General features: G+C 54.4%; 21 protein-coding genes. 1 reads left to right on the forward strand and 20 read right to left on the reverse strand.

Features of this window, described 5'->3' with window-relative positions:
• Nucleotides 1-5: 5 nt before the first annotated feature.
• From rlmN to SNR34_RS21370, 13 genes are all read right to left on the reverse strand, one after another.
• A complete protein-coding gene (gene rlmN, locus SNR34_RS21310; protein ID WP_236416416.1) occupies nt 6-1,046 on the reverse strand; it encodes a dual-specificity RNA methyltransferase RlmN in 1,041 nt (346 codons plus the stop codon).
• A gap of 276 nt (nt 1,047-1,322) precedes the next feature.
• Complete coding sequence (gene rsmB, locus SNR34_RS21315; RefSeq protein WP_486180137.1) at nt 1,323-2,774, reverse strand: 16S rRNA (cytosine(967)-C(5))-methyltransferase RsmB; 1,452 nt, start codon at nt 2,772-2,774, stop codon at nt 1,323-1,325.
• Nucleotides 2,771-3,724, reverse strand: coding sequence for a methionyl-tRNA formyltransferase (fmt, locus tag SNR34_RS21320; RefSeq protein ID WP_339273470.1), 954 nt, complete (start codon nt 3,722-3,724; stop codon nt 2,771-2,773). Before fmt ends, rsmB begins: the two co-directional genes overlap by 4 nt.
• A gap of 12 nt (nt 3,725-3,736) precedes the next feature.
• Nucleotides 3,737-4,225, reverse strand: coding sequence for a peptide deformylase (def, locus tag SNR34_RS21325; RefSeq protein WP_236416423.1), 489 nt, complete (start codon nt 4,223-4,225; stop codon nt 3,737-3,739).
• Nucleotides 4,226-4,377: 152 nt separating this feature from the next.
• Entirely contained in the window at nt 4,378-6,927 is a 2,550-nt protein-coding gene (gene priA, locus SNR34_RS21330; RefSeq protein WP_236416424.1) for a primosomal protein N', read from the reverse strand.
• 1 nt (nt 6,928) lies between these two features.
• A complete protein-coding gene (gene coaBC, locus SNR34_RS21335) occupies nt 6,929-8,197 on the reverse strand; it encodes a bifunctional phosphopantothenoylcysteine decarboxylase/phosphopantothenate--cysteine ligase CoaBC (protein ID WP_343261049.1) in 1,269 nt (422 codons plus the stop codon).
• Nucleotides 8,198-8,308: 111 nt separating this feature from the next.
• Nucleotides 8,309-8,524, reverse strand: coding sequence for a DNA-directed RNA polymerase subunit omega (gene rpoZ / locus SNR34_RS21340; RefSeq protein WP_236416426.1), 216 nt, complete (start codon nt 8,522-8,524; stop codon nt 8,309-8,311).
• 94 nt (nt 8,525-8,618) lie between these two features.
• A complete protein-coding gene (gmk, locus tag SNR34_RS21345) occupies nt 8,619-9,191 on the reverse strand; it encodes a guanylate kinase (protein ID WP_236416427.1) in 573 nt (190 codons plus the stop codon).
• A gap of 13 nt (nt 9,192-9,204) precedes the next feature.
• Nucleotides 9,205-9,465 carry an extracellular matrix/biofilm regulator RemA gene (gene remA / locus SNR34_RS21350; protein WP_006209218.1) on the reverse strand — a complete coding sequence of 87 codons (261 nt, stop codon included), beginning with the start codon at nt 9,463-9,465 and terminating at the stop codon, nt 9,205-9,207.
• Nucleotides 9,466-9,516: 51 nt separating this feature from the next.
• Nucleotides 9,517-10,416, reverse strand: a complete 900-nt coding sequence (locus SNR34_RS21355; RefSeq protein WP_236416428.1) for a YicC/YloC family endoribonuclease — start codon at nt 10,414-10,416, stop codon at nt 9,517-9,519.
• 19 nt (nt 10,417-10,435) lie between these two features.
• A complete protein-coding gene (locus SNR34_RS21360; protein ID WP_236416429.1) occupies nt 10,436-12,325 on the reverse strand; it encodes a bifunctional homocysteine S-methyltransferase/methylenetetrahydrofolate reductase in 1,890 nt (629 codons plus the stop codon).
• Between the two features lie 329 nt (nt 12,326-12,654).
• Complete coding sequence (gene dapF, locus SNR34_RS21365) at nt 12,655-13,488, reverse strand: diaminopimelate epimerase (RefSeq protein ID WP_343261050.1); 834 nt, start codon at nt 13,486-13,488, stop codon at nt 12,655-12,657.
• Between the two features lie 139 nt (nt 13,489-13,627).
• The gene (locus SNR34_RS21370) at nt 13,628-16,471 is read right to left on the reverse strand and encodes a calcium-translocating P-type ATPase, SERCA-type (RefSeq protein ID WP_486180138.1); all 2,844 of its coding nucleotides are present in this window, start codon (nt 16,469-16,471) and stop codon (nt 13,628-13,630) included.
• A 360-nt stretch (nt 16,472-16,831) separates the two neighbouring features.
• On the opposite strand from SNR34_RS21370, the gene SNR34_RS21375 reads away from it, so the two are divergent.
• Complete coding sequence (locus tag SNR34_RS21375; protein WP_339273483.1) at nt 16,832-18,583, forward strand: Rqc2 family fibronectin-binding protein; 1,752 nt, start codon at nt 16,832-16,834, stop codon at nt 18,581-18,583.
• 157 nt (nt 18,584-18,740) lie between these two features.
• On the opposite strand, the gene SNR34_RS21380 is transcribed toward SNR34_RS21375, so the two are convergent.
• From SNR34_RS21380 to SNR34_RS21410, 7 genes are all read right to left on the reverse strand, one after another.
• Nucleotides 18,741-19,616, reverse strand: coding sequence for a PHP domain-containing protein (locus SNR34_RS21380; RefSeq protein ID WP_236416437.1), 876 nt, complete (start codon nt 19,614-19,616; stop codon nt 18,741-18,743).
• 84 nt (nt 19,617-19,700) lie between these two features.
• Nucleotides 19,701-20,603 (reverse strand): selenium metabolism-associated LysR family transcriptional regulator, encoded by a 903-nt coding sequence (locus SNR34_RS21385; protein WP_486180139.1) that lies wholly within the window; start codon nt 20,601-20,603, stop codon nt 19,701-19,703.
• Nucleotides 20,604-20,742: 139 nt separating this feature from the next.
• On the reverse strand, nt 20,743-21,180 hold the full coding sequence (locus tag SNR34_RS21390) for a hypothetical protein (RefSeq protein WP_236416443.1): 438 nt from the start codon (nt 21,178-21,180) through the stop codon (nt 20,743-20,745).
• Nucleotides 21,181-21,392: 212 nt separating this feature from the next.
• A complete protein-coding gene (locus tag SNR34_RS21395; RefSeq protein ID WP_236416733.1) occupies nt 21,393-21,656 on the reverse strand; it encodes a YlbG family protein in 264 nt (87 codons plus the stop codon).
• A gap of 92 nt (nt 21,657-21,748) precedes the next feature.
• On the reverse strand, nt 21,749-22,189 hold the full coding sequence (locus SNR34_RS21400) for a YlbF/YmcA family competence regulator (protein WP_236416445.1): 441 nt from the start codon (nt 22,187-22,189) through the stop codon (nt 21,749-21,751).
• A 184-nt stretch (nt 22,190-22,373) separates the two neighbouring features.
• Nucleotides 22,374-24,242, reverse strand: a complete 1,869-nt coding sequence (locus SNR34_RS21405) for a helicase-associated domain-containing protein (RefSeq protein ID WP_486180140.1) — start codon at nt 24,240-24,242, stop codon at nt 22,374-22,376.
• A gap of 55 nt (nt 24,243-24,297) precedes the next feature.
• Nucleotides 24,298-25,950 carry a DNA repair helicase XPB gene (locus tag SNR34_RS21410; RefSeq protein ID WP_236416452.1) on the reverse strand — a complete coding sequence of 551 codons (1,653 nt, stop codon included), beginning with the start codon at nt 25,948-25,950 and terminating at the stop codon, nt 24,298-24,300.
• Between the last annotated feature and the right edge of the window lie 128 nt (nt 25,951-26,078).

Below are 26,078 nucleotides of genomic sequence, written 5' to 3' on the forward strand. Positions count from 1 at the left end.
CGCTCTCACCCCAACTCCATATGCTTTGCACGAAGCTGACCGCAAGCGGCAGCAATATCATGTCCCTGTTCGCGGCGAATGGTTACGTTAATGCCCTGCTCCGAAAGAATGCGTTGAAAATTGAAAATGTCCTTGCGGGACGTTCTCACGTATTTACGCTCAGGCACATGGTTGACCGGAATCAAATTGACGTGGCACAGCATCGTTTTCAGCACGCTCGCCAGTTCCATTGCATGCTCCGGTTGATCGTTCATGCCGCCGATCAGCGCATATTCAAACGTGATTCTGCGGCCGGTTTTGGCCAGGTAATAACGAAGCGATTCCATCACGTCATCAAATGGAAAACGACGGTTTACCGGCATCAGTTTGGAACGGAGCGCATCGTTCGGCGCATGGATGGAGATCGCCAGGTTGATCTGGGTATCCTCGTCCGCAAAACGATAAATATTCGGCACGATGCCGCTCGTGGATACGGTGATATGCCGCTGACCGATATTCAGCCCTTTTTCGTGGATCATGATGCGCAGGAACGTCATCGTTGCATCATAGTTTTCGAACGGCTCGCCCGAACCCATGATGACGATGCTGCTGACCCGTTCACCGCGTTCGTCCAAAATTTTCTGGGCCTGCACAACCTGAGCGACGATTTCGCCTGCAGTCAGGTTCCGTTTCAATCCCCCCAGCGTGGATGCGCAGAACGTGCAACCGATTCGGCAGCCCACCTGCGTTGTGACGCAGATGCTGTTGCCGTAGTTATGTTTCATGATCACCGTCTCGATGGCATGGTTGTCATGAAGGCCGAAGAGGAATTTTACCGTGCCGTCCTTGGACTCGAATTTGGTAATTTCGTTCAGCGTAACGAACTCGAATTGATCGGCCAGTTTGGCGCGCAGCGCCTTGGACAGATTCGTCATTTCGCTGAAGTCATTCACCCGCTTCACGTAGATCCAGTCGAAAATCTGACCGCCGCGGAAGGCTGGCTCCCCGTTGTCCACAGCCCATTGCTGCAGTTCTTCAAGGGTGTAATCGTATATAAAAGGTTTCATTTTGTTGTCAACACCTATTCCTTCTTTATCTTTTCATTCTTTCTATTCTATCACAAAGACCGCCATACATCCATGTATACCCTGGCAACCCGCGATTCATGCATGATCACATCCGACTTGTACTATCGCATCCTATCATTAAGGGAGGTTCAGGGCAAGTCCGTTGGTTAGAAAAATAGAGCAAAAGCCGTTGAACAGCGCCATATGGACGGTGTTGACGCAAAAAATCCGCCATAGTCTCCTAAGGCGGACATCATTGCTGGCACGATCGGAGGTTCAGTCCGCGATACGTCTCAACCTGGCGATGAAAAAGCCGTCGCTGTGCGCATCTTGCGGCAATATCTGAACACCGCCGCGAAGGGTATTCCACTTCGTCGCCTCGGCTCCGGACCAATCGGCGTTCTCGGCACGGTACTCGGGATGCCGGTTCAGGAAGTTTGCTACCATGCGCTCGTTCTCGTCCGGCTCAATGGTGCACGTGCTGTAAACCAGAATGCCGCCCGGTTTAAGCAGCGGGGCAATCCGGTCAAGCAGCTCGCTCTGCAATGCCGCGATATCGGCGATATCGGCGGGAGATTTGGTCCATTTGACATCCGGCTTGCGACGGATCACGCCCAGGCCAGAGCAAGGTGCATCCAGCAAAATTCGGTCAAAGGACCCGGCCGGATACCTTTCGTCCAAGTCAAGTGCATTGCCGGTGATCGCATCGATGCATCCCAGTCCCAAACGTTCCGCCTGCTCCATGATCAAACGGCGTTTATGCGCATGCAGATCATTGGCTACGATCCGGCCGCGATCTTTCATCTTTTCGGCCATATGAGCGGTTTTGCCGCCCGGTGCCGCGCAGCAGTCCAGCACGACATGGCCTTCTTCCGGCGAGACGGCTTCGGCCACCAGCATGGAACTTTCGTCCTGCACGGACAACAGGCCGTCCCGATACCAGGACGTTAGCGCCATATTTCCGCCGCTGCGAACCAAGATGCCATCCGGGCTAAGCTTGGAAGCTTCCACTTCGACTCCCGCGCTTTCCATTTCCTGCATCAGCTTGTCCCGCGTCGTCATCGTTGTGTTCACGCGCACGCTGACGGCCGGAGGTTCATTGTTGGCCTTGCAGATCGCTTCTGCCGTTTCCTCGCCATACTGGCTGATCCAGCGTTCGACCATCCATTGCGGGTGGGAATGCTGCAGCGCGATCCGTTCGGCGGCCGGCAAATGGTCGGGAATGCGCAGTTCGTCGCGCTGGCGCAGCATGCTGCGCAGCACGCCGTTTACCATGCCCGAGATGCCTTGGTGCCCCATTTTTTTCGCCAAATTGACCGCTTCGCTCACAACGGCATGCTCCGGAATGCGATCCAGATACATGATCTGATATACGCTGATCCGAAGCAGGCTGCGCACCCAGGGCTGCAGCTTGGCCAGTCCTTTGGCAACGAATTTTTCCAAGAAATAATCAAGCGTATTCCGCCGCGCAATCGTTCCGTAGACCAACTCGGTCGCAAGTCCCGCATCGGCCGCGCCAAGCCCGGCTTCGTTCAGCCGGCGGTTAAGCTCAAGGTTGCTGTACGCTCCCTCCTGCTCCACTGCGCTAAGCACGCTGACGGCAAGAGAACGCGCGGTAACCTTGGCTTTCCCCGACCGCCGATCGGCCTGGGCTCCCCGGCCAGCCGGAGCAGGACGCCGCGTGTCGCGCGAACCGCCCGGCTGCAGCCCCGATGTATTGCCGCTCATCGCAGCACCGTTCCCGGCTTCAGCGTGCCTCCGCGGGCAAAGTCAGCCGCCTTCATCGCCTTTTTGCCTGCCGGCTGGACTTCGGTCAGCCAGATCGAACCGTCGCCGGTGCGGACCTCGATGCCGTTTGCATTCGCTTGCAGCACTGTTCCAGGCTCGGCTTGTTCGCTGCCGGAAACCGAAACTTCGCCCGGCTCGCCCGGTTTGGCCACCGCCCACACTTTGAACACCTGCTCGTCCCAGAGGGAAAATGCGCCCGAAAAAGGCACCAAACCGCGCACCTGATTGAACAGTTCGCGCGACGTGCGCGACCAGTCGATTTTTTCGTCCTCGCGCGTCAGATTGCGCGCGTATGTCGACTGTGCATCGTCCTGCGGCACAGCCTTCGTTTCGCCTGCGATCAGACGCGGCATTTCTTCGCGCAGCAGTTCCGATCCGGCCTTGCTCAGCTTGGCAAACATCGTTCCGGACGTGTCTTCATCCGTAATCGGCACTTCCACGCGGGAAATCATGTCACCGGTATCCAAACCTTCGGCCATGTACATCAACGTAACTCCGGTTACGGACTCGCCATTGATAATGGAGCGTTGGATCGGCGCACCGCCGCGGTATTTCGGCAAAAGGGAGCCGTGTACGTTCACGCAGCCGCGAACAGGCATGTCCAATACCGCTTTGGGCAAAATCTGCCCAAACGCTGCCGTCACGATCAAATCCGGCTTCCATTCGGCCAAGCGGGCCACGGACTCCGGATCGCGCAATTTTACCGGCTGGAATACGGGCAGCCCGTGACGCTCGGCTGCCACCTTCACCGGAGTGGGCGTCAATACCTTTTTCCGCCCCTGCGGTTTGTCGGGCTGCGTCACCACACCCACGACGTTATATCCCTCGTTCAGCAGCATTTCCAACGAAGGAACGGCGAACTCGGGCGTACCCATAAATACAATGTTCAAATCGATCACTCCTTAGTTGCGTCGAGGTCCGTTCTGATCCGCCGAAATTTCGTACACCTTTTCGGCAATATCGGTGAAGAGCACGCCATCCAAGTGATCAATCTCGTGCTGGAATGCGCGGGCCAGCAAGCCGCTGCCCGTAATGATCAACTCGTTGCCTTCGCGGTCCAGGCCTTTAACTGTCACCGTTTCGCTGCGGCGAACGTCACCATTAATGCCAGGAATGCTCAAACATCCTTCCGGTCCGAACTGCTCGCCTTCTTTTGCGACGATTTCCGGGTTGATCATCTTGATCAATCCGTGCTCGTCCCCGGCATCGATGACGATGAGGCGTTTCAAAATTCCTACCTGCGGCGCCGCAAGTCCGACGCCTTCGGCGTCATACATCGTATCGGCCATATCGTCCAGCAATTTTTGCACATTTGGCGTAATTTTTGTGACTTCTTTGGCTCTTTTGCGGAGCACCTCATCCGGTTCTTTCACGATAATACGAATCGACATGTTGTAAGCACCTTCCCAATGGTTATCATAATTTCAGGATATCAAACTGTTGTTATCTAATTTATGTTTGGACCGCTTGTCTCCGTCCGCTTTTTTTGTCATTGCGGGCCATTCCCGCAAGCGAATTTCTTCCCGCCCTTATGGCGCAAAGCTTACATCAACATTTGCGGGTCTACATCCAGACTGATCTGCAGCTTCTGTGACTGGACATCATCGTCCATGCGACGCGCTGTCGCCAGTGCAAGTCCGATGGCGTCGACATCCCCCCGCCATTTTATCATACATTGGAATCTGTATCTATTCTTGATGCGCGGGATCGGGGAGGCGACCGGTCCAAGCACGTCAAGCGCTTCGCTGCTGAATCGGTCCAGGCTGCCCAACCAACCGGCGCCGTGGGCACGTTCCTTGAGCATCCGCACATAATTCTCCGCCAAACGAATGAGCACGGGCAGCTGCTCGTGCGAGAATGTGACCAGAATCAAACGGCAGTAAGGCGGGTACTGCAAATTGCGTCGGTGCAGCAGCTCTTCGCGTACAAAGGACAGATAGTCATGTCTGCTTGCATGTCCGATGGAATAATGCTCAGGGGTGTACGATTGCACGAACACCTCGCCAGGCAGCTGATGCCGGCCTGCGCGTCCGGCCACCTGCGTAAGCAGCTGGAACGTTTTCTCCGCTGCCCGGAAGTCAGGCAGGTTGAGCGCCGAATCGGCAGTAATGACGCCGACCAGGGTAACGTCGGGGAAATCGAGCCCTTTGGCAACCATCTGCGTGCCCAGCAGCACGTCCGCCTTTTTCTCCCGGAACTGCTTCAGCAGCTTTTCGTGAGCGCCTTTTTCCGTCGTTGTATCCACGTCCATCCGAATGACCCGAATGCCGGGGAAAAGCTTCGCCAGTTCTTCTTCGACCCGTTGGGTTCCGGTTCCGAAATAGCGAATATGCTCGCTCCCGCATTCGGGACACACTTCCGGCGCCGCTTCCGCATAACCGCAGTAATGGCAGCGCAGGTTGTTGGAGCGCTGGTGGTAGGTCAAGGAAATATCGCACTCGGGGCATCCGGCCACATAACCGCAGCTCCGGCACATGACAAAGGTCGAGTACCCCCTGCGGTTCAGCAGGAGCACCGACTGCTCGCCTCGTTCCAATCGCTCCTCAATGGCCTTATGCAATGAACGGCTGAACATTGAGCGATTGCCTTCTTTTAATTCTTCACGCATGTCCACGATCCGCACGTCAGGCAAATTGTTGCCCAGCGCACGGGTGTGCATTTCAAGCAACAGAGGGGCGAAATCGTCATTGCTTTGCGAACGGGCCGCATAATAGCTTTCCAGCGATGGCGTTGCCGAGCCGAGAACGACCACGGCCTGATGCTGCTGTCCTCGTTTGACAGCCACGTCGCGGGCATGGTATTTCGGCGTTTCCTCCTGCTTGTAGGAGGTTTCGTGTTCCTCGTCCATAATGATGAGACCCAGGTTGCGAAAAGGGGCAAATACGGCAGATCGTGCGCCGATCGCCACTTTGACGCGGCCTTCACGGATCTTCCGCCACTCGTCATAACGTTCGCCGCCGGACAGGCGGCTATGCATCACCGCAACCTGGTCGCCGAATCGCCCTTTGAAACGTTCCACCATTTGAGGGGTAAGCGCGATTTCGGGTACAAGCACGATGGCCTGGCGATCCTGTTCGATGCAGCGCTGAATCGTCTGGAGATATACTTCGGTTTTGCCGCTGCCGGTTACGCCATGCAGCAAAAAAACGCCATGGCGTCGTTCCCGCAAACGGCCGCTGATACTCTCGTATACCGTTTGCTGCTCCGAAGTCAGCGCAAGAGGTTCGGTAGCGCGGAATCTGCGCCCTTGGTAAGGGTCCCGGAATACTTCGACGTCTTCGGTCACGACCAGCCCTTTTTCCTCAAGCCCTTTGACGGTAGCAGCGGATACCTGCAGCGTGGACAGCAATTCCTTCATCGGCATGGGCAGCAGCTCGTGCATCTCCAGCAAAAAGCCCAGCACTTCTTTCTGGCGCTGCGCCTTGGCCGGAAACGAATCCATCGCTTCCTTCGCAGCTGCGGCATCCACAGCGAGAGCAACGGATTTCAATGTTTTTTTACCCATTTTATCCTTGATGAGCTGGCTTTCGAGCAGCACGCCGGTGCGCAGCAGATTTTTGATCAGCTCTGCGTGATGGGGATACTTTCGGCTCAGCTGCTGTAAAGGCACTTGGCCCCGGTTCTGCACGAAGCGGATGATGTCCGTCCGAACCTTTTCGGAAGAGGATTCTTCGCCCCATGCCCACAATACCTCTTCCCCGGAGGTTGGTTCATTCGCTTGACCGTCGATCCCTTCCCCCATGGAGATGTACCGCTCGGCCTTTCCTTTCAGTGCTGTGGGCACCATAACCTGCAGCGACAGAATCCGGTTGCTGGCATATCGCTCGCTCATCCATTCCGCAAGCTCCACCAGGTCCGGGGACAAAGGCGGAACCAAGTCAAGCAGCTCCGCAATGGGTTTGAGCTTAAAGTTCTCCTCCCCCGTTCGCGGCACCAAATCGACCACAAAGCCCTGCACAGTCCGGTGCCCGAAAGGCACCCCGACCCTGCTGCCGATCTCGATCCATTCACGCATGGATTCCGGCACCAAATAATCGAACGGCCGGTCCGTCTGTTTCACGGGCACGTCGACGATGACCTTGGCAATCTCCATCTTAATCCCTCCCGGTCATGCGCTCCGCCGCAATGGCCAACAGCCGGTGTGCCACCGCTTGCTTGCTCATCAACTCAAGCTCTTCCACCAGGCCTTCCCGGTCATAGATATTCACCTTGTTCGTATCTGTGCCGAAGCCGGCATCCGTCCGGCTCACGTCGTTGGCGACGATCAGATCGCAATGTTTTCGCTCCAGCTTCTCGCGGGCGTATCTTTCGACATCATGGGTCTCTGCCGCAAAACCGATCAAAAATTGATGGTCCTTCCGTTTCCCGAGCGTCTCCAGAATGTCTATGTTTTTCACGAGCTCCAAGGACAGCGTATCGCCCTTTTTTTTGATTTTCTGGAATGCGACCGTTTGAGGGCGGTAATCGGCAACGGCCGCGGCCTTGACGACGATGTCGGCATCTGCCCATTCGGCCAGCACCGCTTCATACATATCCTGGGCCGACTGTACGGCAACAATCCGTACCCCTTCGGGAGGCGTTGCCTGGGTATTGCCCATAACCAGCTTTACCTCGGCTCCCAAATCGCGCGCAGCCGCAGCGATCGCAAACCCCATTTTGCCGGAAGAATCATTCGTGATATAACGTACAGGGTCAATGCGTTCAATGGTACCGCCAGCTGTAACCACCACTTTTTTCCCCGAAAGCAAGGCGGTGTGCAGCGAAGCCGATTCTGCTTGACCATCTGTCAGCCCCCGTGATTCCAGCGTACCCGACTGTTGTTGCTCGAAGTACTGCTCGATCACTTCCACGATCGTTTCCGGCTCCTCCAGCCTCCCTTTGCCAACATAACCGCAGGCAAGCAGACCTTCGCCAGGTTCGATCATCATCGTCCCCCGCTCCACGAGCAGCTGCATGTTGTGACGCACGGCCGGATGGTCATACATATGCACATTCATGGCCGGAGCAACCATAACCGGAGCGGTTGTGGCAAGCAAGGTCGTCGACAACATGTCATCCGCCAGTCCATTTGCCATCTTGGCAATGGTGTTGGCCGTAGCCGGGGCTACCAGCACCAGATCCGCCAGGTCCGCCAAATGAATATGCGACACGACCGCAGGTTCCCGTTCATCGAACGTATCGCTGTATACAACGTTTCGGGTCAGGGTTTGCAGCGTCAATTCGGTAATAAACTGTTTTGCGGAATCCGTCATGATGACGTGAACATCCGCCCCCTTTTGCACCAGTCTGCTGCATAATGTAGCCGCCTTGTAAGCGGCAATGCCTCCTGTTACGCCGAGCACGATTTTTTTACCGTTCAACATTGGTTACTTCCCCCGATATATAAGACGTAGAGAAAAAAATAACAACCTTGCGGTTGTCGAATGAATCCGGCCATGCCGGGTTATGCAATTGGAAGAAAAGCCGCAAGCGGCTTACTCTTCCTCTTCTTCGTCTTGCCCTTTGACAACGACGAGCAGATCACCATAAATTTCTTCGAGCGCCACGCCAACCTGCTTATGGGATTTCGGATTTCTCAGCTCCGATTTTTCCCCTTCACGCAGCTGTCTTGCACGACGGGATGCGGCAACAACCAACGAATATTTGCTGTCGACTTTGTTCATCATTTCATCAATAGAAGGATACAGCATGTTAACAAAACACCTCTTTGCATTAGTATAACCCCGGTCGCCGCCGCGGCACTTTTCTCTCTTTCCAGAATATATGCATGCGGCAGCGCCTAGATTATTTCCTGATCTTACAATGTTCGGCGATAATGATGCTTTCTATTCGTTTGCACGCCAGATCGATCTCATCATTGACAACCGCATAATCGTACTGCTCCAACAAATTAATTTCGTCGACCGCTACGGACATCCGGTGATCAATCGTCGCCTGACTCTCCGTACCGCGCCCCTGAATCCGATCTTTAAGCTCGTCCAACGAAGGAGGAAGCAAAAAGACAAAGATCCCTTCCGGGAACTTCTCCTTCACTTTCAGCGCGCCCTGGACCTCAATCTCCAGGATGATGTCGCGGCCTTCATTGATCGTATTTTCCACGAAATCACGAGGCGTGCCGTAATAATTCCCGACATACTCGGCATGCTCCAACAATTGATCCTGTTCGATCATGGCCATAAATTCTTCACGGGTTCTAAAAAAATAGTTCACGCCATGCTCTTCGCCAAGACGCGGCTGACGGGTCGTCGCCGATACCGAATAAATCAGTTCCGGCACCCGTTTGCGCAAAGCGCTGCATACAGTACCCTTCCCGACCCCAGATGGTCCGGACAACACAATCAGTAATCCCTTAGACATATTACACTCCATTTTATTCGTCGTTATCATCGTCTTTCGAGGAAAGACGATGGGCAACCGTCTCCGGCTGAACAGCAGACAGAATGACGTGGTCGCTATCCGTAATGATCACGGCACGCGTGCGTCTTCCGTACGTAGCATCAATCAGCATATGGCGGTCTCTGGCCTCTTGTATAATTCTCTTGATCGGCGCGGATTCCGGGCTTACGATAGAAATAATCCGGTTCGCCGACACGATGTTACCGAATCCAATGTTAATGAGTTTGATTGCCATAATCAGGTTCTTCCCCCTATACTTGCGACTCTTATGCCGAAATATGGCCGTTCATTCGATATTCGCCGCCTGCTCGCGAATCTTCTCCAGTTCCGCCTTCATTTCGACAACACGGTTCACCAGAGCCAAATGGTTGGCTTTTGAGCCAATCGTATTGACCTCCCGATTCATCTCCTGAATAAGAAAGTCCAGCTTCCGGCCTACCGGTTCATCACTTCTCAGCAGTTCCCTGCATTGTCCAAAGTGGCTCAGCAGACGCGTAAGCTCCTCCTCAATGTTGGAACGATCGGCAAATACAGCAATTTCCATACCCAATTTATGCTCATCAAAAGGGAAAGAGCCTTCTTCCTGCATTTCCGTTAGCCTTTGTCTAAGCTTGTTGCGGTAGTCACTGACGACAGTGGGCGCAAGAGCAAGCATCTCGGTATGCAGCGATTCGAGATGGGCGATTCGCCGATCCAGATCACTGGCCAGATGAAGACCCTCTCGGGCACGCATCTGTTCAAGCCCGGTCAGCGCTTCTTCCAATCCGGCATGCAGTACGCGCTCCCACTCCTGCTTTTCTTCTTCCGTAAGCAGGCCCACTCCGTCCGAATGAACCATGACGTCAGGCAACGCAAGCATGTCCTTGATGGTGGGTTTGCCCTGCATTCCGAAGCGTGATTCCAGTTGCTCCGCGGCCTGTAGATAGGCCCTGACCGCCTGCTCATTCAGCACGGCAGGCAGAGCCTCGTCCTCATCCTTTTCCTTCATTACATAAACATCAATCCGCCCGCGCTTCAAACGGCTCTGCACTTTCTTCCTCAAGCCGTCCTCATAATACGTCCACTCCTTCGGCAGGCGCATCATAACCTCGCAGTAGCGATGATTGACAGACTTGATCTCGAGCTGTACCTTGTAGCCGCCGAAATGAAAGGCGGATTGACCGTATCCGGTCATACTGAATGACATCGGCATCACATCCGTTACACTATTGTAATTGATTATTTGGGTTGAAACAAGTAGGACATTGGTGGGCGGATTTCTCCCACACATATCTCGTCAATTCCGCCGTCATGCCATAGAACATGAAAGGTGTCATCAAATAGATTCCGTTAAATTGCTCGGTTGCCACGTCGAGCAGCTCTTTGGCAATCGTCACGCCCATGGCTCGGCCTTGTTCGCCCTCAAGGCCCGCCATGCGGGAACGAACTTCGTCCGACAGCTGGATGCCCGGCACTTCATTATGAAGATACTCCGCATTTCGTCCGCTTGCGAGCGGCATGATCCCGACAAAAATAGGCACTTCCAGATGTTTCGTCGCTTCGCGCATCCTTACGATCAATTCAGGATCATACACCGGCTGGGTCATGATATAGTCCGCTCCCGAAGCGATTTTTTTCTCCAGCCGCTGCACGGCTTTATCCAAATGCTTGACGTTCGGGTTGAAGGCGGCCCCGATCACGAAGCCCGCTTTTTGTTTGAGCGGTTTCCCCGAGAAAGCGATGCCGTCGTTCAGCTGCTTGATCATGCGAATGATTTCGAACGAAGTCAAGTCGTATACAGAGCTGGAGCCCGGAAGGTCACCAAAGCGGGCCGGGTCACCCGTAACGGCAAGCACATGGTTGATGCCGAGCGCGTCGAAGCCCATCATATGCGACTGCGTTCCGATCAGGTTTCGGTCGCGGCAGGCGATATGCACGAGCGGCCGCAAGCCTGTCCGATCCTGAACGAGGTGGCCGAGGGCCATATTGCTCATACGGGTCACCGCAAGGGAATTGTCGGCAAGCGTCAGCGCGTCGGCACCCGCCGCCTTCAGTTCTTCCGCGCCTTTCATAAATTTTGCGATATCGAGGTCGCGCGGTGGATCAAGTTCCACAATGATCGTATGGCGCTGTTTGACCAGGTCAACGATGGTCGGCTGTCCGCCTCGGCCGGAACGCTCATCGAGATGTTCGTGCAATACAATGCGCGGTTTCGGCTCGGCCGGATCCGGCTCGGCAATCGGCAGCGGCGTATACTCGGCCAATGCGCGGGCCATGGCCGAAATGTGGTCCGGCGTCGTGCCGCAGCAGCCGCCGATAATGCGCGCGCCCAGTTCGGCGAATTGAAGCGCGGTCTGGCCGAAGTATTCCGGAGACGCGCCGTAGCGGAACTGACCGTCCACGTAATCCGCGGCACCCGCGTTCGGGTAAACCGACATCGGCAGTCCGATTTTGCCGGACACGGTTTCCATGGCACGCATGATTCCGTTCGGACCCGTGCGGCAATTAAAACCGATCACGTCGGCTCCCTGTTCGCGCATGATTCGAAACGCTTCAGGCATGGTGTAACCGTCAAGCGTGTGTCCGATGTTTTCAACGGCAAACTGTCCGATGACCGGCAGATCGCTCAGCTTCCGCGCTTGCCGCAATGCGATATCCATCTCCTCGATGTCATAGAACGTTTCAAGCAAAATGCCGTCAACGCCTTCGTCAAGCAAGGCGAAAATCTGTTGTTCATAGAATCGCTTCAGTTCGCTCGTGGACACGTTGGTCCGCTTGCCTCCGCGGATGGAGCCGACCGCGCCAAGTACGTAACCGTTGGCCCCGGCTACCTCCTTTGCAATCCGCACTCCCTCTCGGTTGACTTCCCCCACCTTCGATTCAAGCCCGAACTTGGACAGTTTGTCATAGTTGGCCGAGTAGGTGTTCGTCTCGAAAATTTCAGTCCCCGCGTCGCGATAACGGCGATGCACTTCCGCCACCACCTCGGGTGAAATCAAATTCAATTCCTCATAAGATATCCCCACAGGAAACCCCATCTGGTACAGGAACGTCCCCATCGCCCCATCCCCAATGAGAACCCGTTCCTGCAATGCGCTGCGCAAATCCGCCTTCATCCTCTTCCTCCCGCCTAACTGCAATCATTTTCATACTAATGTAACACAAAAAAAGCCCAAAAACGAAGAAAAACAAAGAATTTTCGGGATTAAACCCGTCACTTCATCTATTTGCGTTTTAATGTGTACTTCCCGCATGAGCGCGAATGGCTGAATAGGCTGCAAAATCCACGCATCATCTTGTTCGATATAAACAAATGGACGGCGCAACTCCCAAGGAGCGGACCGGGACCAACCATCGTTTGTCTCGCCATGACCAAGAGCAGAAATGCAGGATTGCAACCGAAAAAAGAGGCCCGCAGGCCTCTCTTGCTTGAATAGCGCACCGCTTATGCGATGACTCCTTTGAAAACAACTTCCGCCGGACCTGTCATGTACACATGGTTGTCCGACTCGTTCCATTCGATATGCAGATCGCCGCCTTTGAGGCTGATGACCGCAGTGCGATCCGTGTGCCCGTTCAGCACGGAGGACACGAGCGTTGCACATGCGCCTGTTCCGCAAGCCAGCGTTGGGCCGGCTCCCCGCTCCCATACTCTCATATCCACATGTCCGCGGTCGCGCACGGTCGCGAATTCAACGTTGATCTTTTTCGGAAACATCGGGTGAACCTCAAGCAGCGGGCCCCATGTCGCCAGATCGAAATGGACCGCGTCGTCCACATAAATAACCGCATGAGGGTTGCCCATGGAAACGGCGGTAAATTTGAACTCGCGTCCGTTCGCTTCAATCGAGTGATCCAGTACCGGATTGGCATCCACCGTCGTCGGCACCTGAAGCCCGTCCAAAATCGGCTCGCCCATGTCGACGCGCACGGATGCGACTTTCCCGTCGTTAACGTTGAGGGAGACCGGCTGCACGCCGGCGCCAATCGTTTCGATCGTGATCTGCTCCTTGCTCACATGGCCGTGGTCGTATACGTATTTGGCTACGCAGCGGATGGCATTTCCGCACTGCTCCGCTTCCGAGCCGTCCGAATTGATGATCCGCATCTGAAAGTCCGCCTTTTCGGAAGGCAATATATAGACGAGCCCGTCCGCACCGATGCCGAAAAACCGGTTGCACCATTGAATAGCCCGTTCAGGCGCATCGGCGGGAAGCTGCTGTTCTCCATAAATCACGATAAAATCGTTGCCAAGCCCGTGCATTTTCGTAAATTCCATTGGCTGTACACTCCTTTTGGCATCTGCTGCCAAAGCGTTTATCGGCGTAAAAAAAGCTATCCGCCAAAATGCCGAAGCTCTCGCCCCGCATCATTTTGAGGATAGCATACCCGAAAACGGGCTTTATACGGTATTGATTTTATGCCGAAATTTTTGTACTTTTCGGTACGATGCGGCCCGGAGGGCCCATACGGCGGCGGTTGCGGCGACCGCCCCATACGCTTCCCGCACCCATGAGAAACGTGGGAATCCCTGCGGCTACGATCGAGATCGCCCATTCGCGCAGGCCGAGCGGAACCGTCTTGAAGATCGGCTGCAATGGCGGAGCGTACATGACGACCAGCATCAGAACGACCGATGAAATAACCGCCAGCACGAGGTATTTGTTCTGCAGCGGGTTCCGGTGGAAAATAGAACGGGAGCTGCGGCAATCGAATACGTGAATGAGCTGGGCCAGAACCAATGTGGCAAACGCCACGGATTGGGCTTTGATCAGCTGGCCGGGATCATTCGGCGCTGCCTGCAGCGTCAGCCAGAACGCGCCCAACGTACATATGCCGATCAATACCCCTCGGCTGATGATTTTCCACCCGAGCCTGCGGGCAAAAATATTTTCTTTGGCCCCGCGCGGCTTGTGTTCCATCAAATCCTTTTCCGGTTGGTCGACTCCAAGCGCCATTGCCGGCAATCCGTCCGTAACCAGATTCACCCACAAAATTTGAATAGGCACGAGCGGCAGCGGCAATCCCATCATCATGGCGAAGAACATCGTCAGGATTTCTCCCACGTTTGAAGCGAGTAAATATCGGATGAACTTGCGGATGTTCTCGTAAATATTGCGTCCTTCTTCGATGGCAGCGACGATCGTCGAGAAATTGTCATCGCTCAAAATCAGCGCGGAGGCTTCTTTGGTAACGTCGGTACCCGTGATGCCCATCGAAATGCCGATATCCGCCGCTTTGATGGCCGGAGCATCGTTGACTCCGTCCCCCGTCATGGCAACGACGTGTCCCTTGCGTTGGAATGCCTTGACGATGCGGAGCTTATGTTCCGGGGATACCCGCGAGAAGACATAAGCGTTCTCCACTTGTTTGTCCAGCTGTTCGTCCGTCATGCCGTCCAGCTGCTGCCCGCTCAAGGAACTGCCTCCGCGCGGGAGGATGCCGAGCTGATGTGCAATCGCCTCGGCTGTCGTGCCATGATCCCCTGTAATCATGACGGTGCGGATGCCGGCACGGCGGCACGTGGCTATCGCATCCCGCACTTCCCGGCGCGGAGGGTCGATCATGCCTGCCAGGCCAACGAAGACAAGCTGGTTCTCGGCGGCTTGCTCATCTTCGACTCTCTCGTCAGGTCGGACCTCCCTGAAGGCCATGCCCAGTACGCGCAAGGCGGAAGCGGCCATATTTTCGTTGGCTGCCATTACCTTTTGGCGCAATGTGCCCGTGAAAGGCACCACTTGACCTTCCCATAAAATGTAGTTGCACTGTCCAATGAGCAAATCGGGGGCTCCTTTGGTATATACCATCCGGCCGCCCTGATGATGAACGAGAACGGACATGCGTTTTCGCTCGGAATCGAACGGGAATTCCACTTGACGAGCGTACAGATCTTTCAGGCTGGCGGGAGAAAGTCCCATTTTCGTGGCCAGCGTCACTAGCGCGCCCTCGGTTGGATCACCTTTCAATTCCCAAATGATGTTATTCTCGCCGTGCTCGACGTCGCTGATTCCCTTTTTGGCATCCTTCTTGGCGTCTTTGCCTTTCTTTTTGTTTCGCTGATCTGCATCGCTGACCGGTGAAATGCTGGCATTGTTGCACAGCGCGCTGATTTGCAGCAATCGGCGCAGCGTCTGATCGCTCTTCAATTCCAACGTCCGTCCATTCTCCAGCATCTGCCCCTCTGGAGCGTATCCGTCTCCGGTTACCTTGATGCTGCGGCCTTCCACCCACACGTCCGTTACCGTCATTTTGTTCTGGGTCAGCGTGCCGGTCTTGTCCGAGCAAATGACCGAAGCACAGCCCAGCGTTTCAACGGAAGGCAGCTTGCGGACGATCGCTTTCCGTTTGATCATGCGCTGTACGCCGAGCGCAAGGGCAATTGTGACGATGGCTGGCAGCCCTTCGGGAATTGCGGCCACGGCGAGGCTGACCCCGGCCAGGAACATGCCCACCGCAGGCTGTCCATGCAGGATGCCTGCTACGACAACCATCACGGTTAACGCCAGGGCAACCATGATCAAAATTTTGCCCAATTGCTCCAGACGGTGCTGCAGCGGCGTTTCCTGTTCTTCGGTATTTTGGATCAGGTCGGCGATTTTGCCCATTTCGGTATCCATGCCGGTACGAATGACAATCCCTTTTCCCGTACCCCGGGTTACCATGGTACCCATAAAGCCGATGTTTTTCTGGTCCCCGAGCGGCACTGCCGCATCCGGGATCGGGTTGCAGTGTTTGCTGACGGGCACCGATTCACCCGTAAGGGCGGATTCCTCGACGTCCAGGCTGTTCGTTTCGAACCAACGCACGTCGGCCGGGACGCGATCACCGCTTTCCACAAACACGATATCGCCCGGCACCAACAGCTTGGCTGCCAGATGAACCTCTTTTCCCGATCGCCATACCTTGGCCGCAGGAGCGGACAGCTGTTTCAAGGCCCGCAGTGAACGTTCGGCCCGAAATTCCTGTACGAAGCCCAGAATGGCGTTAAGCACAATGATGGCCACGATCGTGATCGCATCCAAATACTCTCCCAGCAACCCGGATACCAGCGTTGCCCCCATCAGCACCAGTACCATGAAATCCTTGAACTGGTTCAGCAGCAGCGTGATCGGGGATATGCGTTTTCCTTCGCTCAGCTCGTTAGAACCTGCTGTTTTCCTTTTCTCCGCCGCAGCTTCATCCGTTAAACCAACCTCCGGACTGACGCCAAGCATTTGCTGGAGCTCCTCAACCCTCAGTTGATGCCAATTGGTCTGTTCCATGCTTCCAGATTCCCTCCCAATCTGTTTTCCCGTGCGAGACGTTCGGTCATGCTCCGCCGACACATGGCGTACAGGTTGTACGCCCTGCCGGACAAACTGCCTGCTCTATATCTATTCGGACATGACCCCAATTATCACCCGGAAGGCGAATCCTTTCCCTGATGCCCGGAATAAGCTAAAATAAAAGTCTGAGGAAAACCCGTGACGGTTGCCGTGATTCCGTTTCGCCACCAGGCCGCCCGGGCAAAGCAGATTGAACACTTTTTACATATCCGCAAATGCAACGTGTTCAAGGAACGATCCACAGATTACCGACAGAGCATTTCACGAAATGCTTGCATAGAGAGGAAGTTGAAAAACATGGCATTGGACGGCATCGTTACACGCGCCATCGTACATGAACTCCAGGGCTGCAAAGGCGGCCGCATCAGCAAAATCCATCAGCCGAACGATCATGACGTGGTCCTGACCTTGCGCGCGCAGCGAGGAAACAGCAGGCTGCTTGTCTCGGCAAGCCCGACGTACCCGCGCGTGCATTTTACCGAAAAAACGTTTATCAACCCCGCCGAAGCACCGATGTTCTGCATGTTGCTGCGGAAACATTGCGAAGGCGGCATTATCGAGGACATTCGTCAAGTCGGCATGGAACGCATCATTCACATCGACGTGCGTCAGCGCGACGAACTCGGAGATGTCTCGAGCAAACGCATCGTCATCGAACTGATGGGACGCCACAGCAATATTGTGCTGCTCGATCCGGCTACCGGAACGATTCTGGACGGCATTCATCATGTTACCCCTTCCATCAGCAGCTACCGGGTCATCATGCCCGGATTTTCCTACACTGCGCCGCCGGAGCAGCACAAACTGAACCCGCTTGAAGCCACACGGGAACAATTTGCGTTCAGCTTGCAGTCTTCCGAAGAGGAAGCCGCCCGCTGGTTCGTCGGTTCGTTCAGTGGGCTTAGTCCCCTCGTCGCCGGAGAAATCACATATCGCGCGTTCGGGACAGACGGGGAGACGTCGAATGGAACGAAAGATACGGAGCAATTATGGAATGCATTTCGTTCCGTCATGGACGATGTGCAGGAAAACAGATACACGCCGATGACGGGGGCCAATGCCAAAGGAAAATTTGTCTTCTCCGCCATCTCGCTGCATGGGATTCAAGATTCCGTCAAAACCTATGACACCATCAGCCAATGCATGGAAGATTTTTACGGCGACAAAGCCGAACGGGACAGCGTCAAGCAAAAGGTCAGCGACCTGTTGCGTTTTATTCAGAACGAGCGGAGCAAAAACGTCAAAAAACTCGACAACCTGCACAAGGATTTGCTTGAAGCCGACGACGCGGACAAATACAGGATATGGGGCGAGCTGCTGTTTGCCTCCTTGCACCAGATCAACAAAGGCGACACCCAGGCCGAGCTCGTGAACTTCTATGACGAGGACCAGGCGACCGTCACCATTCCGCTGGACCCGCTGCTGACGCCGTCGGACAATGCCCAGCGTTACTTCAAGCGTTACAACAAATACAAAAACAGCCTGGCGGTCATTCATGAACAACTCGGCAAGACGAAGGAAGAAATCGTCTATATGGACAACCTGCTGCAGCAGCTTTCCAGCGCATCCATGAGCGATATCGAGGAAATTCGCGACGAGCTGGTACAGCAGGGTTACCTGCGCGACCGGGCCAAAAAAGGCAAAAAGAAAAAGAAGAACGATCGCCCTACCGTGCATCAGTTTACTTCCTCGGAAGGCATCGACATTCTGGTCGGCAAAAACAATCTGCAGAACGAATACGTGACGAACCGCTTGGCTTCCGCCAACGACACGTGGCTGCATACCAAGGACATTCCCGGCTCTCACGTCGTCATTCGCAGCCAGGAATTCGGCGATGCCACGCTGGAAGAGGCGGCCCAGCTGGCCGCATATTTCAGCCAAGCCAAGGAATCCAGCAGCGTGCCCGTCGACTACACATACATCCGCCATGTTCGCAAGCCGAACGGGGCTAAACCGGGCTTCGTCATTTACGATAATCAGAAAACGCTGTTTGTTACACCGAACGAAGAGTTGATTAAAAGCCTGCCTTCTACCGTCAAGAACGGTTAAGGGTGTTGCTCCCCCATTTATGTACCGATGATGCATACGCATTAAAAAATCCCGCAAGCAGCCTTGTTTGACTGCTCGCGGGATTTTTATGTCGTTTCGTGCCAAAACAAGGCTCTGGTTATGTGTCATGGTTAACTGTGGAGACGTACATTGGCGCCTAGCTAACGCCTGTTTCATTTCGCTCTGCTGCAGCCTTCAGCTTCGCGAGCACATCGGCAGAGACCGTCCGGCTTCCCAAATCGCCATGAAAAACAACCCCTTGCCGCTCACCATGATAATCCGACCCTCCCGTCTCGATCAGGTCAAACTCGCCGGCGAACTGCGCGTACCTGCGTTCTTCCTCTGGCCCATGGTCGGAATGAAAGACCTCGATGCCATCAGGCTTGGCCTGGTGCAATATATCCCTAACCAGATCATCATCGCCGTACAGGCCCGGATGTGCGATCACCGCCGCACCGCCCGCTTCCCTGATCCACTGGCATGCATCTTGCGGCGTTACCCGGGGTACCGATACGAAGCCCGGCTTGCCTTCAGCCAAATATTGATCGAACGCGTCTTTCATGTTGGCAGCGTATCCTTTGCGTACCAACACGTCAGCCATGTGCGGTCTGCCGATGCTTTCGTCGGGCTGAAGCGGCCGTCCAAGTGCATCGATGACTTCTTGCCATGTGATATCCAGCCCCAGTTCCCGTAATTTCGCGATGATTTTATGGTTGCGCTGGTCTCTTGCTTCCCGCAGGCCGCGAAGTCTCTCCAAAAACCGAACATCGTTCGGGTCCATGTAATAACCGAGTACGTGAATGTCCTTGCCGCCGGCACGGGTACTGATTTCCACGCCAGGCACGACGTCGATCCCTTCTTCCAATCCTGCTTGAACCGCTTCGGCAATGCCCGCTACCGTATCATGATCCGTAATCGCTACCGCAGCGAGTCCCTTCCGCTTGGCCAACTTCACGTTCTCCGCAGGCGGCTGCATGCCGTCCGAGGCTTGCGTATGGGTATGCAGGTCGCATTGTCCGTTCAGTGGTTTCATCCTTAACATCTCCTTTATCATCTATATAAACCGCACTAAACAATCACACAAGGCACTGCGAGTGCAGTACCATCTTCCGATCGCTTATTTATCCGTCCCCTGCTCCTGGTGGCGAAGATAATTGAGGAAAGCTATTGCCGGCAGCGGCGGGAGTGATGACTTCAAATGAATGGCGTAGAACTGGCGCTTGAACTCCAGTCCGCGAATATCCACGATCCGCACCAGCCCTAGAGCGAGTTCATGCTGCACCGATGAGGGGGACAGCATCGTGATGCCCACGCCCGCCTCGACTGCGGATTTTACGGCTCCCGTGCTGCCAAGCTCCATCACAACATGAATATGCCGGGCATCAATATCTCGTTTTAGCAGCTCATCCTCCATGACTTGGCGGGTTCCCGACCCTTTCTCACGAAGAACAAACGGATAAGCCAACACTTCCTCAAGCTCGACTTCTCCACGATCAAGGGCGTGTCCTGCCGGGACTACCAGCTTCAGTTCATCCTGCATAACCGTCTCCACGACCATGTCAGGGTGCTGTACGGGTGCCTCGATCAGCCCCAGATCAAGTTGATGTTTCAGGATATCCTCCATAATTTGTGCAGTATTCATGACCTTCATCACGATCGAAGTATCGGGATATTTTTTGGCAAAGGGTCCTAACATCCGGGGCAATACGTATTCGCCGATGGTGAGGCTTGCTCCCAGCTGCAGCCTGCCTTGAAGTTTCTCGGTAAAGGCGGACATCGCTTCGTCCGTCTGCCGCACCAGCTCAACGCTTCGTTTCGCATAGGGCAGTAAAGTCAGCCCCGCTTCGGACAGCTCCAATTTTTTGGTGGAACGATGCAGCAGCTTGATACCGAAATAGTCCTCCAGCGACTGGATCTGCATCGTTACCGCAGGCTGGGTCATATGAAGCGCTTGGGCTGCAGCCGAAAAGCTACCCCTCTCTGCCACCGTATAAAAGATATGTAATTGATGAAAATTCATGGCTTCGCCCCTCTTCTTTACACTCTCTCCATTGTAGCCCATTTCTTCGATTCCAACAAAAAAAGCATGCAGCTTGTCTGCATGCGATGTAGCCTAATGCTATGATGGTATACGTTCGGGATAAGGTTACTCCTAATCGTTACTTGTGCTTGCGGCTGTTTTTCACCAGCGTCATCCTTCTGGAATGTCTCAGCCAGGAATAATACGATTTCAAATCGCGAAGCTCGATCGTCTCCGACATCCGTCCGAGAAACGTTACGATGATCATTTTGTGCAGCGGATTGCCGGCAATATCGTATTCCCCTTCAAGCTCGGAAAATTCAGCAACCACTACCAAATCGTCATCAATCAGGTATACATCCTGCTCATTGCGGTAATATGGCGTAATACGGTCTTGCTTCAGGCACTCCCATAACCATGTCGCAATATGGTCATCGTCATTATGTTTCGGCTCGATCCGGTCCGTGTACCGAATCTTGGCATGGTGGGTAATAACGATGTCGGCCACTTTTTTGTCTCCAAGAGCCACAAAGAAGGGCTCGTACGTGCTCCAACGTTGCATCACCTTATCACGCATGGGAATCACTCTCCACCAGATAGGACTTTCTATCTATTTGTTAACCAATATATTACAACATAAGTCCCGCAACCTCAAGGCATATGTTTCATTTTTTTCACAAAACAAGCTTGCTGCATAATGGAACAAAAGAGCGGCCCCGAAAGGCCCCTCCATAAAGACGTTTTCCTGCATCGGCCATGGGCTTCGACGCTCAGGCGCGACAGCGCAGGTCACAATCCGTAATAACTCGTTTTATCTGCCGTTTTGCTTGCATACTCCGTCTTGATTTCGTTCCGGTAGGAACGCTCGATTTTGCGCACATAGGAAAGGCGCTTCACGTTTTTCATCGTATCGTCGGCCCGATCGGCATTCACGTACATGACCACATAATGCATGCGGCGGGATATGTAGTGAACGGTGCCATATTTATCGAGATTGCGGGCAGCTTTTAAATCGCTGACCCAAATAATGAATCCTGTTCTTTCGGCAAACATCATCTTTCCCGCCTTTCTAAAATGGAGGCCGGACGCTGCATCGGGTCCGGCCTGTCTGATATTATCGTTCCCTTCTCCGTGCCAGCGCCGGCTCAGCCGCCACAGCCGCATTTACCCCCGCTGCCACAGCCGCCTTTGGGGTTCGGATCATTGCTTGGAACCTTGATGCTGGAGGATACCGCAAAAGCAATCGTCTCCGACATTTGGTGCAGCATGTCATCAAGCCGGCTCTCCGCTTGTTTGAAACGAACCACTGCTTCGAACTGCTCCAATTCCATCTCCACGTCGCGAACCTGATCTTTGGCCGCATGGTAATCCGGATGAAAATGCCCAAAACGCTGCGTTTCCTCGAAAAGCTGCTTTTTGCTTTCCAGTTTGCGGATCCCCGCCTGGATGTCGGGATTCGTATCAACTTGCTGCTTCCAATATAAATAATCCGATACTTCGGCAGATTGATTGATCATGTCGGCCAATTCATATGCGCCCGTCAACACTTGGGCCATATCGACCGTGTTTATTTCCGCTACGCTCATGAAATCATCCCTATCTATATATAAAGTTCTACGTAACGTAGACTACTTTATCATAGCATATCCCTGATGGGTTAAGAAGAGTTTTTCCTGCATTTAGAAAACAGGGCGCAACAACGACACCCAAATCGAAAACGCCGCATGGGAAGCATGGACGCAGCTCATTTTCACCATTCGATGCGGGGAACTACATCTCAGGTACGAGGATGCGCATTTCTTCCCAATCGCAGGGCGAGAAGTTTTCGCGTATGACTTTGCCGTCAGGCGCAGATACGTTCCATCCGGTCAACGTCCATGATTCATGGCCATGGATCTTTTCGGGAATCACGAAAACTAGCTCATCCTTCATCTTCATGACCAGTTTTGTCTGCCACTCAATGGCTTGGGCCGCGATTTGGCGCGCCGTGGATAGATGATACCGCCTCCAGTCGTTGTGCCACACGTCCGGCACCCGGTCCAAATCCGGCAGTATATCCTCCTTTTGATTCCGGAAGGGGACGGATTCAAGACGAAGCCATCCGCGGCTGGACTCGACAAGCCCATCACCAAGGTGGTCGCGAAACGCAATCCGGTCGGGCTTTTCCTTCTCGTGGCCGCCTTCGACCGGATCCTCGCCGTAAACAACGCCCATATCCGCCTTTGGCACCTCATGCTTCATGAGCAGCGCGCCGCCTCGCCTTTCCGACGGATGGCCCCCTCCCCATTCTTCAAGAGCAAGTTGGATGTGGGGATGAAGCTCCTCCATCGCATTTAGCGCGAGGCAGCGGATAACCTCTTCCGCCGATGTTCCGAAGTGCGCAGCTTTGGCAAAGCTCTCTCGGCTTAAACGATATACGCTAAGGCGATCGCGATGAACCAATTCGGCACAGCACTCTGCCACCCAATGCACGGAAGGGGCTGCCTCGCTAGGAACGAGCAGCTCGAAATCAGGTTGAATGATGATACGAGGCAACCGCGCATCCTGTGTCCCATCCTCCCTCTCCGTTCCATACAACAGCGAATGGGGATCAACAAGCCAGCGAAACACGCTCCCTTCCGCAGCGTCTTGGCCGATTTCGCCAAAGCCCCAACCCGCCAATGCCTCCAACCACCCCAGAATTCGGGGGAATACATGGTCCCATTCGGGTTGCCACCCCGGATCAACCGAAATCGAAACGGTTTTGGCATGTTCATGTTCATGGGGAGCAGCAGCATCGCGCCATTCGCGGATGAACGGCAGTACCTGCCGCAAACCAAACCATTGGTCTTTGCCCGGCGCGAGCAACAGCAGGCGATACTGCACATGCTGCATGACGGGGTTCATTGCAGCATACCTGTCCGCGCACAGCCCATAGATCTTCCTGTGCATCGCGCTCCAGGGCAAATCCAGCCATGAACTCAGCCGATCTTGGGATATGGCGTACACGTCCTCGTTCTTTTGAATAAGCCCCAATGAAAGCAGCAAGTCCAGCATGATCGCAACGTGGCGCGGATAAACCTCCTGATGCTTATACTGAAAAACCAGGCCATTCACATCTTCCGGCCGCATGCTGGTCATACGGTCAAGCTGGTTTATTGCTTTTTTGTGCAGTATGCCCTTTCGGGTCAATGGCAGACCTTTGCTTCCGAACCAGGCAAGCACGTGCAGCAGATCGAGGGCTATGTTGGTTTTCCCTTCCCGCCATACGGCCATGCCCACGCGATGGGGCGAAGGGCATAACCCCCCGCCCTGAAGCGGCGAAACCGAGCTGGAGGAGAAAGGCGGGACACCTTCCAAAGCGCGGCCGATTCTCCGTTCAAAGGCTGCTGCGAGTATAGGGAGGTGGGCAGCCGGGATGTAGTACAAACATTCGCCCCAAGCTTTGCGGACGGCCTGTATCCATCCCTTCTCCCATAATGAGGCAAACGCCGCTCTCGCCTCCGCCCGGCTAAGTCCTTCTTCGGCCCAATCAGCCGCAGCCATTACCGACGCGAAGGGTTGGCCTGCATGCTTGCAAAAAACGGCTCCCAATACCGTCTGCTCCATTGCCGGCAATGCTGAAACCATGTTCGCCCCGCATGTATCTTCGAAATGCATCGAACCACTACGCCCTCCTTTTCAGAAACATTCAGAAAACAGGGAACTCACAACGCTATATATCCTCATGTCTAATCGTGTATTCATAACCTTGCTCAATCAGAAACAGTTGTCTGTTTATCGCAAACTCTTGTTCCCTGCTGTTCTCGGATACAAGCGTATAAAAGAAAGCTTTGTTCTCGCCCGATTTTGGTCGCAAAATACGGCCGAGACGCTGCGCTTCTTCCTGCCTTGATCCAAAGCTTCCCGATATTTCAAGGGCAACAGCCGCATCGGGAAGATCCACGGCAAAGTTGGCGACCTTCGAAACAACAATCGTTTTTATTTCACCGCGCCGAAAAGCCGAAAACCACTTGTTTCTTTCCGGTTGCGACATTTGACCCGAAATCAGGGGGGCGTTAATTTCCCGGGCAATCCCCTCCAGCTGATCCAAATACTGACCAATCACCAGCGCCGGAAGCTCTGCGTGAGTATCGAGCAGCCTGCGAACGACCTTGGCCTTGGCCGGATTTTCGGCAGCGATGCGGAACTGGTGTTTGCTGCCTGCCCGATCGTATTTCGATCTCCATTGAGGGGATAATGGGACGCGGATTTCCTGACACTGCACGTTAGCAATCCAACCTTGATGCTCCAGCTTCTTCCAAGGCATATCGTACAGTTTGGGACCGATCAATGAAAATACATCCTGCTCACGGCCGTCCTCGCGAACCAGCGTAGCCGTCAGCCCAAGCCTCCGCGTGGTCTGGATATCGGCAGTGGCCCTGAATACAGGGGCAGGCAGCAGATGTACTTCATCATAAATGATCAGCCCCCATTTCCGTTCGCTGAGCAATCGGATATGGGAAAATTCCGCTTGTTTCGATTTGCGGTGGGTCAAAATTTGGTACGTCGCAACCGTAATCGGTCTTATCTGCTTTTTCTGACCGGAATACTCCCCGATCTGTTCGGGAGCAAGCTCCGTTTTATCCAACCATTCAGCAATCCACTGACGAACCGACGTCGTGTTGGACGTCAAAATGAGGCATTCGCATTGCAGCCGCTGCAATACGGCCATGCCAATGACGGTTTTGCCTGCCCCGCAGGGCAGCACCAGCAGTCCGCTTCCGTTCATGGCGTCGCTTCCGCCAAAAGCTTCGACCGCTTCCTTTTGATAGGGACGCAACGAAAATGCACCATCACGCCATCCAATGGACAACGGCGTTCCCTCCCGATATCCGGCGTAATCCAGCACGGGATATCCAAGTCGTGTCAGCTCCTGCTTCAGCAGGCCCCGATGCTCGCCGCCCAGCACGAATTCCGCACGGCTTGAGCGCTTCAGGCCAAAAGCGGATAAGGAACGAGCTTCGGCCAACTCGTCGAGCAGTTCTTCATCACCGACCAGCCGCAACTGCTGCGATTCCTCGCTTGCGTGCAACTGCAGCCTGCCATATTGGTTCATCGTTCTGCGAATAAACTCCGCCAAGGATGCGGGCATGTCCCAGCGCGAATGCTGGTTCAGGCTTGCCATGATTCCATCTGCATTCCATCCCATGGCCGCAGCGTTCCATAGCGATAAAGACGTGATCCGATACGTATGCCATGCAGACGGCGTTTTGATCAACTCTGCGTAAGCCGCCAGCTGCGACCTCGCCTGCTCGCTGCCAGGGTGATCCGTTTCCAGCAAAATCGTAAAGTCCCGCTGCACGATGCAAGCCCCTGTCGTTTCCATGCTTTCCTCCTATGAATATCACATTGACCCGAATTCATCCTTTTCAACACGTCGAAGAAATTCCGGTCGACGCTACAAATAAAAAAAAACACCCTATTCCTTAGGAATAGAGTGCCCAATACTGGAAA

The organism is Paenibacillus sp. XP01 (assembly GCF_057364885.1).

Bases quoted from the DNA above. Each gene is read 5' to 3' on its own strand.
- SNR34_RS21410 (WP_236416452.1), bottom strand. From the start codon at position 25,950: ATGGAAACGACAGGGGCTTGCATCGTGCAGCGGGACTTTACGATTTTG.
- coaBC (WP_343261049.1), bottom strand. From the start codon at position 8,197: ATGTTGAACGGTAAAAAAATCGTGCTCGGCGTAACAGGAGGCATTGCC.
- rpoZ (WP_236416426.1), bottom strand. From the start codon at position 8,524: ATGCTGTATCCTTCTATTGATGAAATGATGAACAAAGTCGACAGCAAA.
- remA (WP_006209218.1), bottom strand. From the start codon at position 9,465: ATGGCAATCAAACTCATTAACATTGGATTCGGTAACATCGTGTCGGCG.
- SNR34_RS21375 (WP_339273483.1), top strand. From the start codon at position 16,832: ATGGCATTGGACGGCATCGTTACACGCGCCATCGTACATGAACTCCAG.
- SNR34_RS21355 (WP_236416428.1), bottom strand. From the start codon at position 10,416: ATGTCATTCAGTATGACCGGATACGGTCAATCCGCCTTTCATTTCGGC.
- SNR34_RS21400 (WP_236416445.1), bottom strand. From the start codon at position 22,189: ATGAGCGTAGCGGAAATAAACACGGTCGATATGGCCCAAGTGTTGACG.
- SNR34_RS21380 (WP_236416437.1), bottom strand. From the start codon at position 19,616: ATGAAACCACTGAACGGACAATGCGACCTGCATACCCATACGCAAGCC.
- SNR34_RS21405 (WP_486180140.1), bottom strand. From the start codon at position 24,242: ATGCATTTCGAAGATACATGCGGGGCGAACATGGTTTCAGCATTGCCG.
- SNR34_RS21360 (WP_236416429.1), bottom strand. From the start codon at position 12,325: ATGAAGGCGGATTTGCGCAGCGCATTGCAGGAACGGGTTCTCATTGGG.
- rsmB (WP_486180137.1), bottom strand. From the start codon at position 2,774: ATGAGCGGCAATACATCGGGGCTGCAGCCGGGCGGTTCGCGCGACACG.
- def (WP_236416423.1), bottom strand. From the start codon at position 4,225: ATGTCGATTCGTATTATCGTGAAAGAACCGGATGAGGTGCTCCGCAAA.
- SNR34_RS21390 (WP_236416443.1), bottom strand. From the start codon at position 21,180: ATGCGTGATAAGGTGATGCAACGTTGGAGCACGTACGAGCCCTTCTTT.
- dapF (WP_343261050.1), bottom strand. From the start codon at position 13,488: ATGGAATTTACGAAAATGCACGGGCTTGGCAACGATTTTATCGTGATT.
- SNR34_RS21395 (WP_236416733.1), bottom strand. From the start codon at position 21,656: ATGTTTGCCGAAAGAACAGGATTCATTATTTGGGTCAGCGATTTAAAA.
- SNR34_RS21385 (WP_486180139.1), bottom strand. From the start codon at position 20,603: ATGAATTTTCATCAATTACATATCTTTTATACGGTGGCAGAGAGGGGT.
- gmk (WP_236416427.1), bottom strand. From the start codon at position 9,191: ATGTCTAAGGGATTACTGATTGTGTTGTCCGGACCATCTGGGGTCGGG.
- rlmN (WP_236416416.1), bottom strand. From the start codon at position 1,046: ATGAAACCTTTTATATACGATTACACCCTTGAAGAACTGCAGCAATGG.
- SNR34_RS21370 (WP_486180138.1), bottom strand. From the start codon at position 16,471: ATGGAACAGACCAATTGGCATCAACTGAGGGTTGAGGAGCTCCAGCAA.
- priA (WP_236416424.1), bottom strand. From the start codon at position 6,927: ATGGAGATTGCCAAGGTCATCGTCGACGTGCCCGTGAAACAGACGGAC.